Origin of the sequence: Caulobacter sp. Root1472, from assembly GCF_001426985.1 — a bacterium.
GTDB lineage: Bacteria > Pseudomonadota > Alphaproteobacteria > Caulobacterales > Caulobacteraceae > Caulobacter > Caulobacter rhizosphaerae.
Map to the genome: position 1 here is coordinate 1 of NZ_LMFX01000017.1, position 15,807 is coordinate 15,807.

Annotated in this window: 12 protein-coding genes and 2 pseudogenes; 2 read left to right on the plus strand and 12 right to left on the minus strand. The window is 67.8% G+C overall.

What is annotated here, in order from left to right:
- Positions 1-322: pseudogene (locus tag ASD47_RS13005) on the plus strand (methyl-accepting chemotaxis protein); the annotation flags it as partial.
- 1 nt (position 323) lies between these two features.
- Positions 324-603: pseudogene (locus ASD47_RS13010) on the plus strand (methyl-accepting chemotaxis protein); the annotation flags it as partial.
- 621 nt (positions 604-1,224) lie between these two features.
- On the opposite strand, the gene ASD47_RS13020 reads toward ASD47_RS13010, so the two are convergent.
- The 12 genes from ASD47_RS13020 to ASD47_RS13075 form a co-directional block, all read right to left on the minus strand.
- Positions 1,225-1,545, minus strand: a complete 321-nt coding sequence (locus ASD47_RS13020; RefSeq protein ID WP_056756990.1) for a hypothetical protein — start codon at positions 1,543-1,545, stop codon at positions 1,225-1,227.
- Between the two features lie 108 nt (positions 1,546-1,653).
- A complete protein-coding gene (locus ASD47_RS13025; protein ID WP_156402235.1) occupies positions 1,654-2,262 on the minus strand; it encodes a hypothetical protein in 609 nt (202 codons plus the stop codon).
- Positions 2,263-2,284: 22 nt separating this feature from the next.
- Positions 2,285-3,685, minus strand: a complete 1,401-nt coding sequence (gene lpdA / locus ASD47_RS13030; RefSeq protein ID WP_056756995.1) for a dihydrolipoyl dehydrogenase — start codon at positions 3,683-3,685, stop codon at positions 2,285-2,287.
- 202 nt (positions 3,686-3,887) lie between these two features.
- Positions 3,888-4,385 carry a putative signal transducing protein gene (locus tag ASD47_RS13035; RefSeq protein WP_056756998.1) on the minus strand — a complete coding sequence of 166 codons (498 nt, stop codon included), beginning with the start codon at positions 4,383-4,385 and terminating at the stop codon, positions 3,888-3,890.
- 43 nt (positions 4,386-4,428) lie between these two features.
- Positions 4,429-4,785: a DUF3088 family protein gene (locus tag ASD47_RS13040; RefSeq protein WP_056757001.1), complete on the minus strand. Its 357-nt coding sequence runs from the start codon at positions 4,783-4,785 to the stop codon at positions 4,429-4,431.
- Positions 4,782-5,168, minus strand: coding sequence for a type II toxin-antitoxin system VapC family toxin (locus ASD47_RS13045; RefSeq protein WP_162251641.1), 387 nt, complete (start codon positions 5,166-5,168; stop codon positions 4,782-4,784). The genes ASD47_RS13040 and ASD47_RS13045 overlap by 4 nt, the downstream gene beginning before the upstream one ends.
- Before the next feature lie 20 nt (positions 5,169-5,188).
- Positions 5,189-5,464, minus strand: a complete 276-nt coding sequence (locus tag ASD47_RS13050; RefSeq protein ID WP_056757192.1) for an antitoxin — start codon at positions 5,462-5,464, stop codon at positions 5,189-5,191.
- Between the two features lie 123 nt (positions 5,465-5,587).
- Positions 5,588-6,823, minus strand: a complete 1,236-nt coding sequence (odhB, locus tag ASD47_RS13055; protein ID WP_056757005.1) for a 2-oxoglutarate dehydrogenase complex dihydrolipoyllysine-residue succinyltransferase — start codon at positions 6,821-6,823, stop codon at positions 5,588-5,590.
- Positions 6,824-6,885: 62 nt separating this feature from the next.
- Positions 6,886-9,849: a 2-oxoglutarate dehydrogenase E1 component gene (locus tag ASD47_RS13060; protein WP_056757008.1), complete on the minus strand. Its 2,964-nt coding sequence runs from the start codon at positions 9,847-9,849 to the stop codon at positions 6,886-6,888.
- A gap of 170 nt (positions 9,850-10,019) precedes the next feature.
- On the minus strand, positions 10,020-10,904 hold the full coding sequence (sucD, locus tag ASD47_RS13065; protein WP_028038794.1) for a succinate--CoA ligase subunit alpha: 885 nt from the start codon (positions 10,902-10,904) through the stop codon (positions 10,020-10,022).
- 5 nt (positions 10,905-10,909) lie between these two features.
- The gene (sucC, locus tag ASD47_RS13070) at positions 10,910-12,109 is read right to left on the minus strand and encodes an ADP-forming succinate--CoA ligase subunit beta (protein WP_056757011.1); all 1,200 of its coding nucleotides are present in this window, start codon (positions 12,107-12,109) and stop codon (positions 10,910-10,912) included.
- A 294-nt stretch (positions 12,110-12,403) separates the two neighbouring features.
- A complete protein-coding gene (locus tag ASD47_RS13075) occupies positions 12,404-15,709 on the minus strand; it encodes a glycosyltransferase (protein ID WP_235525870.1) in 3,306 nt (1,101 codons plus the stop codon).
- Positions 15,710-15,807: the final 98 nt, after the last annotated feature.

A 15,807-nucleotide genomic window follows, 5' to 3' on the forward strand; every position in this document is an offset into this window, starting at 1 on the left:
CCCGTTCGGACGCCGAGCGCTCGGCCGTGGTGGTGCGCGGCGCCGTCGACGCCATGAACCAGATCGAGAAGTCGTCGCAGTCGATCAGCCAGATCATCGGCGTCATCGACGAGATCGCCTTCCAGACCAACCTGCTGGCCTTGAACGCCGGAGTCGAGGCCGCCCGGGCCGGGGACGCTGGCCGCGGCTTCGCCGTCGTTGCGCAGGAAGTGCGGGCCCTGGCCCAGCGCTCGGCCGACGCCGCCAAGGAGATCAAGACCCTGATCTCGACCTCGTCGCAGCAGGTCAGCCAGGGCGTGTCGATGGTCGGCCAGACGGGCGANTGGCCCAGCGCTCGGCCGACGCCGCCAAGGAGATCAAGACCCTGATCTCGACCTCGTCGCAGCAGGTCAGCCAGGGCGTGTCGATGGTCGGCCAGACGGGCGAGGCCCTGCAGGCCATCGTCGGCAAGGTCAGCGAGATCGACGGCCTGGTCAGCGAGATCGCCGCCTCCGGCTCGGAACAGGCCACCGGCCTCAACCAGGTCAACGCCGCCGTCAACCAGATGGACCAGACGGTGCAGCAGAACGCCGCCATGGTCGAGCAGTCCACCGCCGCCAGCCANAACAGGCCACCGGCCTCAACCAGGTCAACGCCGCCGTCAACCAGATGGACCAGACGGTGCAGCAGAACGCCGCCATGGTCGAGCAGTCCACCGCCGCCAGCCATGCGCTGAAGGGCGAGGCCAACGGCCTGATGCAGATGATCGGGCGCTTCCAGGTGAGCGGCGCCAGCGCCGCGGTGCGCTCCAGCACCCGCCGCGCCGCGCCGCCGACCCAGGTGACGCGTCCGGCCCCGCGGCCCGCCGTCGCCCCGGCGACCGCCGCCAACCGCCCCGGCGCAAACCCCGTCGCCGCGGCGCAAGCCAAGCTCGCCGCCTTCGCCGGCTCGGCCCAGCCGAGCAGCGACGACTGGGAAGAGTTCTAGGTTTTAGTAGCGTAGCGCCCTCGCGTTTCGGAGAGCGTCTCCTCCCCTCGAGGACCTAGCGAGCGTAGGCCCCGCCGGATTTGCCCCCGGCGGGGCTTTTGCGTGGTCATGAGTAGCTCCGTCTCCGCTCCTTCCACCGTCATCCCGGGCCTTGTGCCCGGGAACCCTGGTTCAGCCGACGGTGAAGCAAAATGGCGCGCCACGCCTGTGGCGGAGAGAGGGGTCCCGGGCACAAGGCCCGGTGAGAGGGGAGCGGACCTAACGCCGCCCGGCCGGCCGATCCACGTTGAAGCGGATGGTCGACGACACCGGGCAGCCGTCGACGCTGCGCAGCACGGTCAGGGTGTGATTGGCCGGCGGCAGGTCGCCCAGACGCTGGACCTTCGGGTTCGCGGCCGGCGCGGACTCGGCCAGTTGCAGGCCCGATGTCCGGCAGGCCTCCTCGGTCTTGATCGCCTGGAGAACCTCTTCCTTCGAGCCATGGACCGTGACCTGTCCGCCCCGCGCCAGACTCGCCTTCAACGAGGGCGGCGGCGCGGCGTGGACGGCGGCGGCCAACAGCAGGGCGGATAAAAGCATGGCCGGGCTCCGTTTCCGAGACCCCGCCATTCTACGTCCGATGGCTCGAACGCGCGCATTAACTCTTGGACATCCTGGGGCCGCGTCACCGCGCCCTCGACCAATCGTTCATTGTCGGCGTTCGACTCGGAATTCGACATTGTCGGGGGATTTCATCTTGAATGTCACGGCGAAAGCTTGCGGTGCGCCGCAAACCGTCAGCGGCCAAAGCTCGGTCCATTCGCCGTCGCGCACCGGCGACAGAAGATGTGTCTCACCCATCCGAAGACTGTCCTCAGTCGAGCAACCGTATCGATCCGCAACGGACCAGGCTTGTTCCGCCACCACATGGGTCGCGTCCCATGTCGGCCGGATCGGTGCGATGGATTCCCCCTGCGCCAGACGGACGACGGCGAACCGACTGCCTTCGCTCCGATAGACAACCAGGGTTTGGACGTGATCGCGCCCACACCCCGTAACCCGCACCTTTTCAATGATGCTGGCGGTTCCATAGCGGGCCACTATCGGCGCGAGATAGGGGTCTTCGGTAGCTCGCCAACCAAGAGATTTCGCCGCCGCGCTGGCGCAAACCTCTGAACCGGCGCCGTTCGCCATGTCTTCGGTTTCGATGGCGGTCTTCGCGAGCCAGGCCGAATAGGTCTCCGCGGAGGCGGTTCCCAACAGCGCGCCGGGCCGATCGGGACCGACCAGCGTCATTGCTCCGAGAAGCAAGATCATGGTCGGCCCCATCCTCGAAGCCCTAGGCCTGCATCGTCCAGCCTTCGACGCCCATCGCTGCCTGGCGGAAGGCTTCCGAGCGGGTCGGGTGCGGGTGGCAGGTGCGGGCCACGTCTTCCGAGGCGCCGCCGAACTCCATGGCCACGCAGATCTCGGCGATCATGTCGCCGACATTGGGACCCACGGCGTGGGCGCCGAGGATCCGGTCGGTCTTGGCGTCGGCCAGCACCTTCACGAAGCCGTCGGTCTCGTGGTTGATCTTGGCGCGGCTGTTGGCCAGGAACGGGAACTTGCCGACCTTGTAGGCGACGCCCGCGGCCTTCAGGTCCTCCTCGGTCTTGCCGACCGTGGCGACTTCCGGCTTGGTGTAGATCACGCCCGGGATGATGTCGTAGTTCACGTGGCCGGCCTTGCCCGCGATCAGCTCCATGCAGGCCACGGCCTCGTCCTCGGCCTTGTGGGCCAGCATCGGGCCGCTGGTCACGTCGCCGATCACCCACACGCCCGGGGCGGTGGTCTTGTAGTGGTCGTTGGCGATCACGCCGCGCTTGTCCGGGACGATGCCGACCGTCTCCAGGCCCAGGCCTTGGGTGAACGGGCGACGGCCGATGGCCACCAGCACGTAGTCGGCCTGCAGGGTCTCGGCGTCGCCGCCGGCCACGGGCTCGAGCGTCAGTTGCACCTGCTTGTCGGTGGCGGTCGCGCCGGTGACCTTGGAGGCCAGCTTGAACTTGAAGCCTTGCTTGGTGAGGATCTTCTGGAAGGCGTTGGCCACCTCGGTGTCGGTGCCCGGCAGGATGCGGTCCAGGAACTCGACCACGGTCACCTCGGCGCCCAGGCGCTTCCAGACCGAGCCCAGCTCCAGGCCGATGACGCCGGCCCCGACCACGATCAGGCTCTTGGGGGCCTCGGGCAGGCTGAGCGCGCCGGTCGAGTCGACGATGCGCTTGTTGTCGATGGTCACGCCGGGCAGCGGGGTGGGCTCCGAGCCCGTGGCGATGACGATGTTCTTGGTCTCGAGCACGGTCTCGCTGCCGTCCTCGGCCTTCACGACCACCTTGCCGGGCCCGTCGATGCGGCCCCAGCCCTTGATGTAGTCGACCTTGTTCTTCTTCATCAGGAACTCGACGCCCTTGGTCAGGGCTTCGACGCTCTCGGCCTTCTGGGCCATCATCTGCACCAGGTTCAGCTTCGGCTTGACCTCGATGCCCAGCTTGGCGAACTCGCCGCCGCTGGCGGCTTCGAACATCTCCGAGGCGTGCAGCAGGGCCTTGGACGGCATGCAGCCGACGTTCAGGCAGGTGCCGCCCAGCTTGCCGCGTCCTTCGACGATGGCGGTCTTCAGACCCAGCTGCCCGGCGCGGATCGCGCCATTGTAGCCGCCGGGGCCGCCCCCGATGATGACGACGTCGTATTCAGCCATGGATCTTCGCCTTGAGACGCGCCGCGTTCGGCGCCGGACAGAAAATGGGGCCTGTCCCCCGGTTTCCCAAGGGTGGCTCGGGAGGGTGACTGGGCGCGCGGCTACTCCTAGCGTCTCTGCCTCAGGGATCAACCCAACAGGTGGGTTAAAGGCCCAGTTCGTGGGGTTTTGCCCGCTTCGGTCGCCTCGCGCCCAGGGTCGATCAGGGCAGGGCCGGCGTCGCGCCGATCCCGGCATAGGTCAGCCACGACCAGATCAGGCTCAGCAGGCTGAGGCCGCTGACCACGACCAGCAGCATCATGACGCCGGTCACGGCGGCGCTGCGACGGCGGCCGACGACCAGGAAGCCGGCCGCCCAGCCGAAGAACAGAGTCAACAGCAAGGCCAATCCCGTCCCCGCCAGGCCAGCCGCGGGCGCCGGCTGGGCGCGCGCGACGACCGGCTCTTCCCGCTCGCCGTCCTCGGCCTCCAGAGGTGGCGGGGCGGCGGCGCGCAGCGCGCCGATCAGGGCCCTGGCCTCCGCCGCCTGCCCCTCAGGCGCCCAGAGGCGGAAGCCGCCCATGGCGATCGTCATGATGAAATCGGCGCCGCCCCAGTATTCATTCTGGACCAGGACCTGGACGCCCTCGGCCCTCAGGCGCGAGGCGGCGATCTGAGCCTCGGCCAGATCGGCGAAGCGGGCGATTTCCTTCAGGCTCATGGGCGCCTCCGTCGGCGAAGCCTGGTCGAGAAATGACGCGACCTCAAGGGTGCGGCGGCGAGACCCCGTAACGGGCGGCCAGCACGCGGGTGATCGGCCCCTCGTTGGTGGCGAACCACAGGTCGCCGGCCCGCTGAAGGTCATCCTCGCGCAGGTCGGGATGCTCGAACGGCTCGGCCAGAACCAGGGTCGGCAGGTTCTGATGCGCCTCGCCCAGCAGGCCGACCATGGGGTGGCGCGGCCGTTCGTAGGGCAGGTAGACGATGTCGAGAGCGTCGCGGACTTTAGGATAGTAGCCGAGGAATCCCTCCACGGCCGCGCAGGCCACGCAGAACCAGGGGCGGTCCTGGTCGATCCAGTCGGGGCGCAGGAGGAACAGGCGGTCGCGGGTGGCGGTCATGGCCGGCTCCAGTCCTGGATGTCCAGACCCTCAACCCGCGCGAACTCGCGCACATTGGACGTGACCAGTGTCCAGCCCCGCGCCAAGGCCTGACCGGCGACCAAGGCGTCGATGGCGCCGATCGGCTGGCCTCGTCCTCTCAGCTCGGTCCGCAGGCGCGCCGTCGCCCAGGCGTCGTCGATCGTCCAGTCCGCCATCTTGAAGAACCCACAGACTTCAAGCGCGCGTTCGCGCTGAAAGTTCGGCCGCGCGCTGATTTCTACGCCGTACATGAGCTCGTGAAAGGCGAAGGTGCAGAGGTGCAACGGCGTTTCGTCCACCAGCAGCAAGCGCAGCTGTTCGCGGAACTCGGGGCGACGGCCACGCAGGATGTCGATGAGCACGCAAGTGTCGAACGACAGACTCATTCGTCGAGATCAACGTCGCGCAGGGGCGATTGCGGCTCGCGTTCGGGAAACGGCTCGTCCGTCAATCCGTCCAACCGCGCCCAGAAGGCCGCCATATCTTCCGGTGTCGGCTTTGGGCGCCGACGCACGGGCTCGAGAATGACACGATCCCCCTCGCTGCGGATCGTCACCTCCGTGCCCTCGAACCGAAAGGCCTTGGGCAGGCGGACGGCTTGGCTACCGCCATGGGTGAAGAGCTTGGCGCGGGGCAGTTGTATGTCGAGCTTGGTCATCACGACCTCTGTATCTACACGACATAGATACAACATGAACGACCATCGTTCAATGCCGCCGCCGACAATGAAAAAGGGGCCGCTCGTGCGGCCCCCTTCCCGTATTCGTCGATCGCGAAGCGACTACAGCTCCAGCAGCAGGCGCTGCGGGTCTTCCAGGGCTTCCTTGACCTTCACGAGGAAGGTCACCGCGCCCTGGCCGTCGACCACGCGGTGGTCATAGCTCAGCGCCAGGTACATCATCGGGCGGATCTCGATCTTGCCGCCGACCACCATGGCCCGCTCCTTGATCGCGTGCATGCCCAGGATGCCCGACTGCGGCGCGTTGAGGATCGGGGTCGACATCAGCGAGCCGTAGATGCCGCCGTTGGTGATGGTGAAGGTGCCGCCCTGCATGTCCTCGATGGCCAGCTGGCCGTCACGGGCCTTCTTGCCCAGGCCGCCGATGGCCTTCTCGATCTCGGCCAGGCTCAGCACGTCGGCGTCGCGGACCACCGGAACCACCAGGCCTTTGTCGGTGCCGACGGCCACGCCAATGTCGTAGTGGTTCTTGTAGACGATGTCCTGGCCGTCGATCTCGGCGTTGACGTCCGGCACGGCCTTCAGGGCGGCGACGACCGCCTTGGTGAAGAACGACATGAAGCCCAGCTTCACGCCGTGCTTCTTTTCGAACACGTCCTTGTACGCATTGCGCAGGGCCATGACCGCCGTCATGTCGACCTCGTTGAAGGTCGTCAGCATGGCGGCGTTGTTCTGGGCTTCCTTCAGGCGGCGGGCGATCGTCTGGCGCAGACGCGTCATCTTCACGCGCTCTTCGCGCTCGTGGATCGGGCGCGGCGCGGCCGGGGCGGCGACCGGAGCCGGAGCGTTGGCGCGAGCTTCCAGGGCGGCCAGGGCGTCGCCCTTGGTCACCCGGCCGTCCTTGCCGGTGCCGGCCACCTTCGACAGGTCCAGGTTGTTCTCGGCGGCGACGCGGGCCGGGGCCGGGCTAACCGGGGCGGCGGCGGCCGGAGCGGGAGCGGGAGCCGCGGCGACCGGGGCGGGCGCGGGGGTCGGAGCCGGCGCCGGAGCGGCCTTGGCGGGCTCGGCGGCTTTCGGGGCGGCCGGAGCGGCGGTCGCGGCGCCGCCTTCGGTCACCACGCCCAGGACCGTGCCTGGAACCACGGTGGCGCCTTCCTCGGCGCTGATCGAGGCCAGGACGCCGTCGGCCGGAGCCACGACTTCGAGGCTGACCTTGTCGGTTTCCAGCTCGACGAGCAGTTCGTCCTTCTTCACCGCCTCCCCGGCCTTCTTGGTCCAGCGGGCCACCGTCGCTTCGGTGACGGATTCGCCGAGGGCGGGGGTCATGATGTCGGCCATGTGGGGTTCCGATGTCTCTTGTTTGGTCCGGGCGGTTTCGGTTCAGACTCTGAAGGAAGCGATCAGGCGAAGGCTTCGTTCAGGAAGGTCTCGAGTTCTTTCAGGTGGCGGCTCATCATGCCGGCGGCCGTGGAGGCCGAGGCCGGACGGCCGACATAGCGGGCGCGCTTGGCCTTGACGTCCAGCTTGGCCAGGCTCAGCTCCAGCCACGGATCGACGAAGGTCCAGCCGCCCATGTTCTTGGGTTCTTCCTGGCACCAGACCAGCTCGGCGTTCTTGAACCTTCCGAGCACGGCGAGCACCGACTTCAGCGGCCACGGATAGAACTGCTCCAGGCGCACGATGTAGACGTCGTCGCGGCCAGCCTTGGCCCGGGCGTCGATCAGGTCGAAATAGACCTTGCCCGAGCAGGCGATGACGCGAGTGATCTTGTCGTCGCTCTTCAGGGTGATCCCGCCGACGTCGCAGCCGGCTTCCGCCCCGTCGATCATCACGCGGTGGAAGCTGGAGCCCTCGGCCATGTCCGACAGGTTCGAGACCGCCTTCTTGTGGCGCAGCAGGCTCTTGGGCGTCATGACGATCAAGGGCTTGCGGAACTCGCGGTGCATCTGGCGACGCAGGGCGTGGAAGTAGTTGGCCGGGGTGGTGCAATTGACCACCTGCATGTTGTCTTCGGCGCACGACTGCAGGAAGCGCTCCAGGCGCGCCGAGCTGTGCTCGGGGCCCTGGCCTTCGTAGCCGTGCGGAAGCAGCATGGTCAGGCCGCTCATCCGCAGCCACTTGCGCTCGCCCGAGCTGATGAACTGGTCGATCACCACCTGGGCGCCGTTCACGAAGTCGCCGAACTGGCCTTCCCACAGGGTCATGGTGTTGGGATCGGCCAGCGAGAAGCCGTACTCGAAGCCCAGCACCGCCTCTTCCGACAGGGCCGAGTCGATGACCTCGTAGTGGGCCTGGCCCGGGCGGAGGTTGTTCAGCGGCGTGTAGTGCTCTTCGGTCGTCTGGTCGATGATGTCCGAATGGCGTTGGGTGAAGGTGCCGCGCACGCTGTCCTGGCCGGACAGGCGGACGGGGAAGCCCTCGTCGAGCAGGGTGGCGAAGGCCAGGTGCTCGGCCGTGCCCCAGTCGATGTTCTCGCCCTTCTCGATCGCCTCGCGACGGTTCTCGATGACCCGCTTGACGGTCTTGTGGGCGTTGATGCGGTCGGGGATCGTGGTGATCTGGCGGCCCAGCTCCAGGAGCTTGGTCCTGGCCACGTCGGTCTTGCCCTTGCGCTCTTCGTCGCCGGGCAGGGCCAAGCCCTTCCACTTGCCGTCCAGCCAGTCGGCCTTGTTGGCCTTGTAGCTCTTGCCGGCGTCGAATTCCTTGTCGAGGAAGGTCTCGAACTCGCCGACCCAGGCGTCGGACTCGGCCTGGGTGATCACGCCCTCGCCGACCAGGCGCTGGCTGTAGAGCTCACGGGTCGAGATGTGGTCCTTGATCTTGGCGTACATCAAGGGCGAGGTCATCGTCGGATCGTCACCTTCGTTGTGACCGAACCGGCGATAGCAGAACATGTCGATGACCACGTCCTTGCCGAACATCTGGCGATATTCGGTGGCGACCTTGGCCGCGAAGACCACGGCCTCGGGATCGTCGCCGTTGACGTGGAAGATCGGCGCCTCGACCATCAGCGCCACGTCTGACGGATAGGGCGAGCTGCGCGAATAGCGCGGGCTGGTCGTGAAGCCGATCTGGTTGTTGACGATGAAGTGGATGGTGCCGCCCGTGCGGTAGCCCTTCAGGCCCGACAGGGTGAAGCACTCGGCCACCACGCCCTGGCCCGCGAAGGCCGCGTCGCCGTGCAGCAGCAGCGGCAGCACGTGGCCGCGGCCGGCGTCGGGCTGTTCGCGCAGGGTGAAGGCCTGCTTGGCGCGGGCCTTGCCGATCACCACCGGATTGACGATTTCCAGGTGCGAGGGGTTGGCGGTCAGCGACAGGTGGACCTTGTTGTCGTCGAACTCGCGGTCCGACGAGGCGCCCATGTGGTACTTCACGTCGCCCGAACCCTCGATGTCCGAGGGCACCGACGAGCCGCCCTGGAACTCGTGGAAGATCACGTGATACGGCTTGCCCATCACGGCGGCCAACGTGTTCAGGCGGCCGCGGTGCGGCATGCCGATGACGATTTCCTTCACGCCCAGCGCGCCGCCGCGCTTGATGATCTGCTCCAGCGCCGGAACCGTGGCCTCGCCGCCGTCCAGGCCGAAGCGCTTGGTGCCGGGGAAGCGCTTGTGCAGGAAGCGCTCGAAGCCCTCGGCCTCGATCAGCTTCTTGAGGATGGCGACCTTGCCCTCCTTGGAGAACACGATCTCCTTGTCGCGGCCCTCGATACGCTCCTGCAGCCAGGCCTTCTCGTTCGGGTCCGAGATGTGCATGTACTGCACGCCGACATTGTCGCAGTAGGTGCGGCGCAGGATCGACAGGATCTCGCGGATCGTCGAGGTCTCCATGCCGAGCACGAAGTCCAGGAAGATCGGGCGGTCGTAGTCGGCCTCGGAGAAGCCGTAGGTGGCCGGATCCAGTTCGGGGGCCGGTTGCTTGGGCTCAAGGCCCAGCGGGTCGAGGTTGGCGGCCAGGTGGCCGCGCATCCGGTAAGCCCGGATCATCATGATGGCGCGCAGGCTGTCCAGCGTGGCGGCGCGGACGGCCTCGGCCGAGGTCCCGGGGGCCTTGGCCTCGATGGCCTTGGTCATCTTGGCTTCGACGGCGGGAGCCACGGTCGGCCACTGACCGTCGATGGCCGACAGCCACTCGGGGCGAACGGCCGGCGCCTGGCGCGGCGTCCACGCCGGGTCCTTGGCCGCCGCCTTGACCTGGTCGGCCTGGTCCGAGAGCGTGGCGAAGAAGGCGCCCCAAGAGGGCTCGACCGATCCGGGATTCTCCGCCCACCGGGCGTAGAGATCTTCCACGAAGGCCGCGTTGGCCCCGTAGAGGAACGAGGTCTCGGTCAAGACCTGATTGATGATGCCTGCGTCGTCCGCCATCGTCTTTGCCTTACGATCCTTTTACGCCACCGCTACCGGCGTTGCGTAAATATAGTCTCTCAATCACCGGACGCCCGTAGAACGAACGGGGCCCAGGTGATTTTTTCGGATCGTCGACTGGCGGTCGCAAAAAACCTGGGCCCCGCGCGGGGCGGGGTTTCGGTGTCTAGTTAGCCCTTGAGCACCTCGAGCAGGGTTTCACCCAGCTTGGCCGGCGACGGCGAAACACGGATGCCCGCGGCTTCCATCGCGGCGATCTTGTCTTCCGCGCCGCCCTTGCCGCCCGAGATGATCGCGCCGGCGTGGCCCATGTGACGGCCGGGAGGGGCCGTGCGGCCGGCGATGAAGCCGACCATGGGCTTCTTGCGGCCGCGCTTGGCCTCGTCGGCCAGGAACTGGGCGGCCTCTTCCTCGGCCGAGCCGCCGATTTCGCCGATCATGACGATCGACTTGGTGGCTTCGTCGGCCAGGAAGAGCTCCAGGATATCGATGAACTCGGTGCCCTTGACCGGGTCGCCGCCGATGCCGACGGCCGTGGTCTGGCCCAGGCCGGCGTTAGTGGTCTGAAACACGGCTTCATAGGTCAGGGTGCCTGAGCGCGAGACGACGCCAACCGAGCCGTTCGAGAAGATCGAACCCGGCATGATGCCGATCTTGCACTGGTTCGGGGTCAGGACGCCGGGGCAGTTCGGGCCGATCAGGCGCGACTTGCTGCCTTGCAGGGCCTTCTTCACGCGCACCATGTCCAGCACCGGGATGCCTTCGGTGATGCAGACGATCAGCGGGATTTCCGCGTCGATGGCCTCCAGGATCGAGTCGGCCGCGAAGGGCGGCGGGACATAGATCACCGAGGCGTCGGCGCCGGTGGCTTCCTTGGCTTCGCCGACCGTGTCGAACACCGGCAGGCCGATATGGGTCTGGCCGCCTTTGCCGGGGGTCACGCCGCCGACCATCTTGGTGCCGTAGGCGATCGCCTGTTCCGAGTGGAACGTGCCCTGGGCGCCGGTGATGCCCTGGCAGATGACCTTGGTTTCAGAACCGATGAGGATGGACATGAGAGTTACGCAGCCCCTTTGACAGCGGCGACGATCTTCTCGGCCCCGTCCGACAGGTCGTTGGCGGCGATGACGTTCAGGCCGCTTTCCGAAATGATTTTCTTGCCGAGCTCGACGTTGGTGCCTTCCAGGCGGACGACGAGCGGAACCTTCAGGCCGACTTCCTTGACGGCGGCGATGACGCCTTCCGCGATGATGTCGCAGCGCATGATGCCACCGAAGATGTTGACCAGGATGCCTTTGACGGCCGGGTCGGCGGTGATGATCTTGAAGGCCGCGGTGACCTTCTCCTTGCTGGCGCCGCCGCCGACGTCGAGGAAGTTGGCCGGCTCGGCGCCGTACAGCTTGATGATGTCCATGGTGGCCATGGCCAGGCCGGCGCCGTTGACCATGCAGCCGATCTCGCCGTCCAGGGCGATGTAGGCCAGGTCGTACTTGCTGGCTTCGATTTCCTTGGGGTCTTCCTCGCTCTCGTCGCGCAGGGCCCGGATGTCCGGGTGGCGGAACAGCGAGTTGCCGTCGAACGACAGCTTGGCGTCCAGGACCCGCAGGTGCTCGTCTCCCGTGACGATCAACGGGTTGATCTCCAGCATGGCCATGTCCTTGGCCAGGAACGCCGTATAGAGCTGACCCAGGAGGGTCGCGGCTTCCTTGGCCAGGCCGCCGGTCAGGCCCAGGGCCTTGGCCAGGGCGCGGGTGTGGGTGGGCCACACGCCGGTCGCCGGGTCGATCGAGAAGCTATGGATCTTCTCGGGGGTGGCGTGGGCCACGTCCTCGATGTCCATGCCGCCTTCGGTCGAGGCGACCACCGAGACCATCGAGGTCTCGCGGTCGACCAGCAGCGACAGGTAGAATTCCTTGGCGATCGCCGCGCCCTCTTCGATGTAGAGGCGGTTGACCTGCTTGCCCTTGGGGCCGGTCTGGTGGGTCACCAGCACGCGGCCGAGCATCTCGGCGGCGTTGGTCTTGACGTCTTCCACCGACTTGACGACGCGGACGCCGCCCTTGGCGTCGGGGCCCAGGCCCTCGAACTTGCCCTTGCCGCGCCCGCCGGCGTGGATCTGGGACTTCACGACGAACACCGGTCCGCCCAGCTTTTCAGCGGCGGCGACGGCCTCCTCGACGGTAAAGGCGGGATAGCCGCGCGGAACGGGAGCGCCGAACTCTGCGAGGACGGCTTTGGCTTGGTGTTCGTGGATGTTCATGAGGGACCGGTCTCGACGACGGCTTCTGAAAATTGTGGCCGGGTTATAGGAGCGTGATTTCGCAGGCGCAACCGCGCTGGGCCCGATTGTTCCGCTCAGGCGAAAAAGTGGGGCGGACTCACGCGAGCCCGGAACCCATTGGACTTTTTCACCGAACGCGGGGCTTCAAGGGGGTCAGGCCAACCCCCGACCGGCCGAAAAAAGGTACCGCTACCACTGCCCAGGGCGAATGACAGCCTTGTCACGCCGACGCCACGCGGCCCGCCTGCTCATCCGTTGCCCACCATCTGCTCATTACTTAAGCGTGGCGGTGGCGCGCCGCTCGAGCTTGCCCCAGCCCACGCGTCCGCCCCGCGCTGCGGTCAGCACCGACTTGACCACCACATAGTACATCAGCTGTCGGTAGCCGAAGCGCTGGACCGGCAGGTACGGCAGGTCGGCCCAGGGCGCGCGCTTCTCCAGGGCCATGCCCAGGGCGCCCGCCGACAGGTCGACCAGGATGAACACGCCCCAATAGAGCAGGCCCCGGATCGTGTCGTCGGGCGACCACTCCACCGGGTGGGCCAGCGCGCCGTAGAGGCCGGAGACCAGGCTCCAGACCACCGCCAGGTCGACCAGCGGCGCGGCGACGGCCAACAGGATCTGGAACAGCCAGATCTGCGGCAGGGCCACGAAGCCGAGCGCCGGGTTCTTCGGGTTGAACAGGGCCGCGCGGTGTTTCCAGACGCATTGCAGGGTGCCGAACGACCATCGGAACCGTTGCTTGAGCAGGCCGCCGACCGTGTCGGGAGCCTCGGTGAAGGCCTGGGCCGCGGGATCGAAGGCCACCTTCCAGCCCGCGCGCTGGCAGGCGATGGTCAGGTCCTGGTCCTCGGCCAGGGTGTCGGCCGGATAGCCGCCCAGGGCGTCGAGCACGCTCTTGCGCCAGGCGCCCACGGCGCCCGGCACCACGGTGACCGCCCCCAGGGCGGCCAGAGCGCGGCGCTCCAGGTTCTGGGCGGTGACATATTCCAGGGCCTGCCAGCGGGTGACGATGTTCAGGCGGTTGCCGACGATGGCGTTGCCGGCCACCGCCCCGATCGTCGGGTCCTGGAACCAGCGCACCAACCGGCCGATCGTCTTCGGAGGGAACAGGGTGTCGGCGTCCAGCGCCACCACGTAGTCGCCCTTGGCCACGGCCAGGCCGCGATTGACCGCCCGCGCCTTGCCGCCGTTCTCGAAGCTCAACAGGGTCACGCGCGGGTCGGCGCCGTGGGCCCGGCGCACCGCTTCGGCGGTGCCGTCCTTGGAGCCGTCGTCGAGGACCAGGACCTCGATGTTCTTCCACTCCGACTCCAGGATCCGCGACACCGAGGCGGCGATCACCTTCTCCTCGTTGAAGCAGGGGATCAGCACGCTGACCAGCGGACCAGACTCCGGATCCAGGTTGGCGGGGCTCTGGTGCGTCCAGCGATGGACCAGGGCCAGGCCGGCCAGGAACACCAGCCGGGCCAGGCCCAGGGCGATGGCGGTGATGAACAGCGCGCTGAGCATGAACTTCAGGCCGCGGAACAGGCCAAAGCCCACGCGGTCCAGGGCCAGGGCCACGGGATCGCGATCGCTGACCGGCATGGCCTGGGCCGGGGTCAGGCCGGCCAGCTCGCCGACGGTGACCAGGCGATAGCCTCGCGCCCGGATGGCGTCGATCAGGCCCGGCAAGGCCTCCACGGTGCGCGAGCGGTTGCCGCCGGCGTCGTGCAGCAACACCACCTGGCCCGGCCGGTCGCCCGGATGGTCCAGGCGCTCCAGGGTGCGATCGATGATCGTCTGCGGCGCGGGCTTCTGCCAGTCGTCCGTGTCGATCCGCAGGCCGACGATCAGGTAGCCCAGCTCCTGGGCGATCACCAGCGGGGCCACCTCATGCGGGGTCGACGGCTCGGCGTCGCCGAAGAACGGCGGCCTGAACAGGCGCATGGAGCGGCCGGTGATCACCTCGAACAGGCGCTGGGTGGCGTTCAGCTCGACGTCCGTCTGGGCGATCGGAATCTCGCCGATATTGGGGTGGGTCCAGGTGTGGCCGCCCACCTCGTGGCCCTCGGCGACCTCGCGCTTCACCAGGTCGGGCCGGGTCTGCATGTTCTCGCCGATCACGAAGAAGGTGGCCGGAGCCTTCTTCGCCTTGAGGATGTCGAGGATCTTCGGCGTCCAGCGCGCGTCGGGACCGTCGTCGAAGGTCAGGGCCACCAGGCCCGGCTTCTGGCCGTAGCGCTCGATCACGTACGAGCTGGGCAGGACGTCGTAGGTCTGGTCCGAGATCAGGCCGGTGTCCGGATCGAACGTCACGCTGCGCTTGCCCGGGGTCGGCAGGTTGGCCACCCGCAGCACCTCGCCGCCGCCATCGAAGTCGACGCTGGTTCCGGCCGGGATCCGGGTCAGGCCGGCGGCCGAGGCCTGGCCGTAAGGCTTGCCCAGCACGCTCCAGACGCCCGGATCCTCCATGCCCATCCGCCACAGGCCATAGCCCCGCGGCTTCCATCCGTCGGTGACCTTGACCTGGTTGAACAGGGTGGCAGCGTCCAGGAACCAGACCTCGTGGCTGTCGCCGTTGTCGTCGACATAGTCGTAGGTCGGGTTCAGGGCGTCGTCGTCCATGTCGATATTGGCGCCGGCGTCCTGGGCGTTGCGGATCGCCTCGTGGAAGGTGGCCGGCGAGCCGGCCACGGTCTTGCCCGCCTTGTTCAGGGTCCAGTCGTAGCCATAGGCCCCCAAGGCCATGACCGTGCGGGCCGGGTCCAGCTTGGCGAAGCGCTTGGCCAGCTCGCCCTCGTACCAGTCCTGGCCGGCGTTGGGCCCCGGGTCGCCGCCGCCGTAGTGCTGGTCGTAGGCCATCAGCACCAGGGTGTCGGACGCATCCTGCAGCGCCTTCAGCGGCCAGCCCTGGCCGTCGAACGGCGCAGTGACCCACACCTCGCGGCCCTGCGGCTTGAAGGCCGCGCGCGCCTCCGCCAGCAGCTTGGGATAGTTGGCCAGGCCCGCGGGCGACAGGTTCTCCAGGTCGAAGACATAGCCGCCGTAGCCGCGCTTGACCGCCAGGTCGGCCAGGCCGGCGACCAGCTTGGCCCGGGCCTGCGGATTGGCCAGCAGGGCGTCGGCCAGGGGCCCGTTGAAGGCCGCGTTGGCCGAGTTGTGGACCAGGGGCAGCACGGCCGGATGGTTGGGCGCGGCCGCGATCCGGGCCACGCCCTGCGGGTCGTCGTCGACGGCGATGTCGCCGCCGGGCCCCCGCAAGGCCACCCATTGCGGCGAGACCACGTCCAGCTTGTCGATATTGCGGCGCAGGGACTCGCGGGAATCCTCGTCCCAGCTGACATAGAAGCCGACGCTGATGGGCCGCGACTGGACCGCGGCCCCGCCGGCGCCGCGCGTCGCCGTGGGGCGCGGCACCTTGCGCCAGTCCAGGTTCGGCTTCAGCCGGTGCGCCGTCTCCTTGTGCAGCGACGACAGGACGTGCGGGTCCTTCAGGGTCACGGCCGGCAGGCGCGGCGCGAAGGCCAGGGTGGCCAGGAACGCCGCCACGATCGCGGCCAGGGCGGACAGGGTGATCCCCAGGATCAGTCGCATCCTCCTGTCCCGCCGGCCGGTGGGGTCGTGGAAGATATGCCGGTCGTCGCCGCCCATGGTCGCAGTCCCGCGTTCGTCAGCCGGCTCTTGTAACCTGA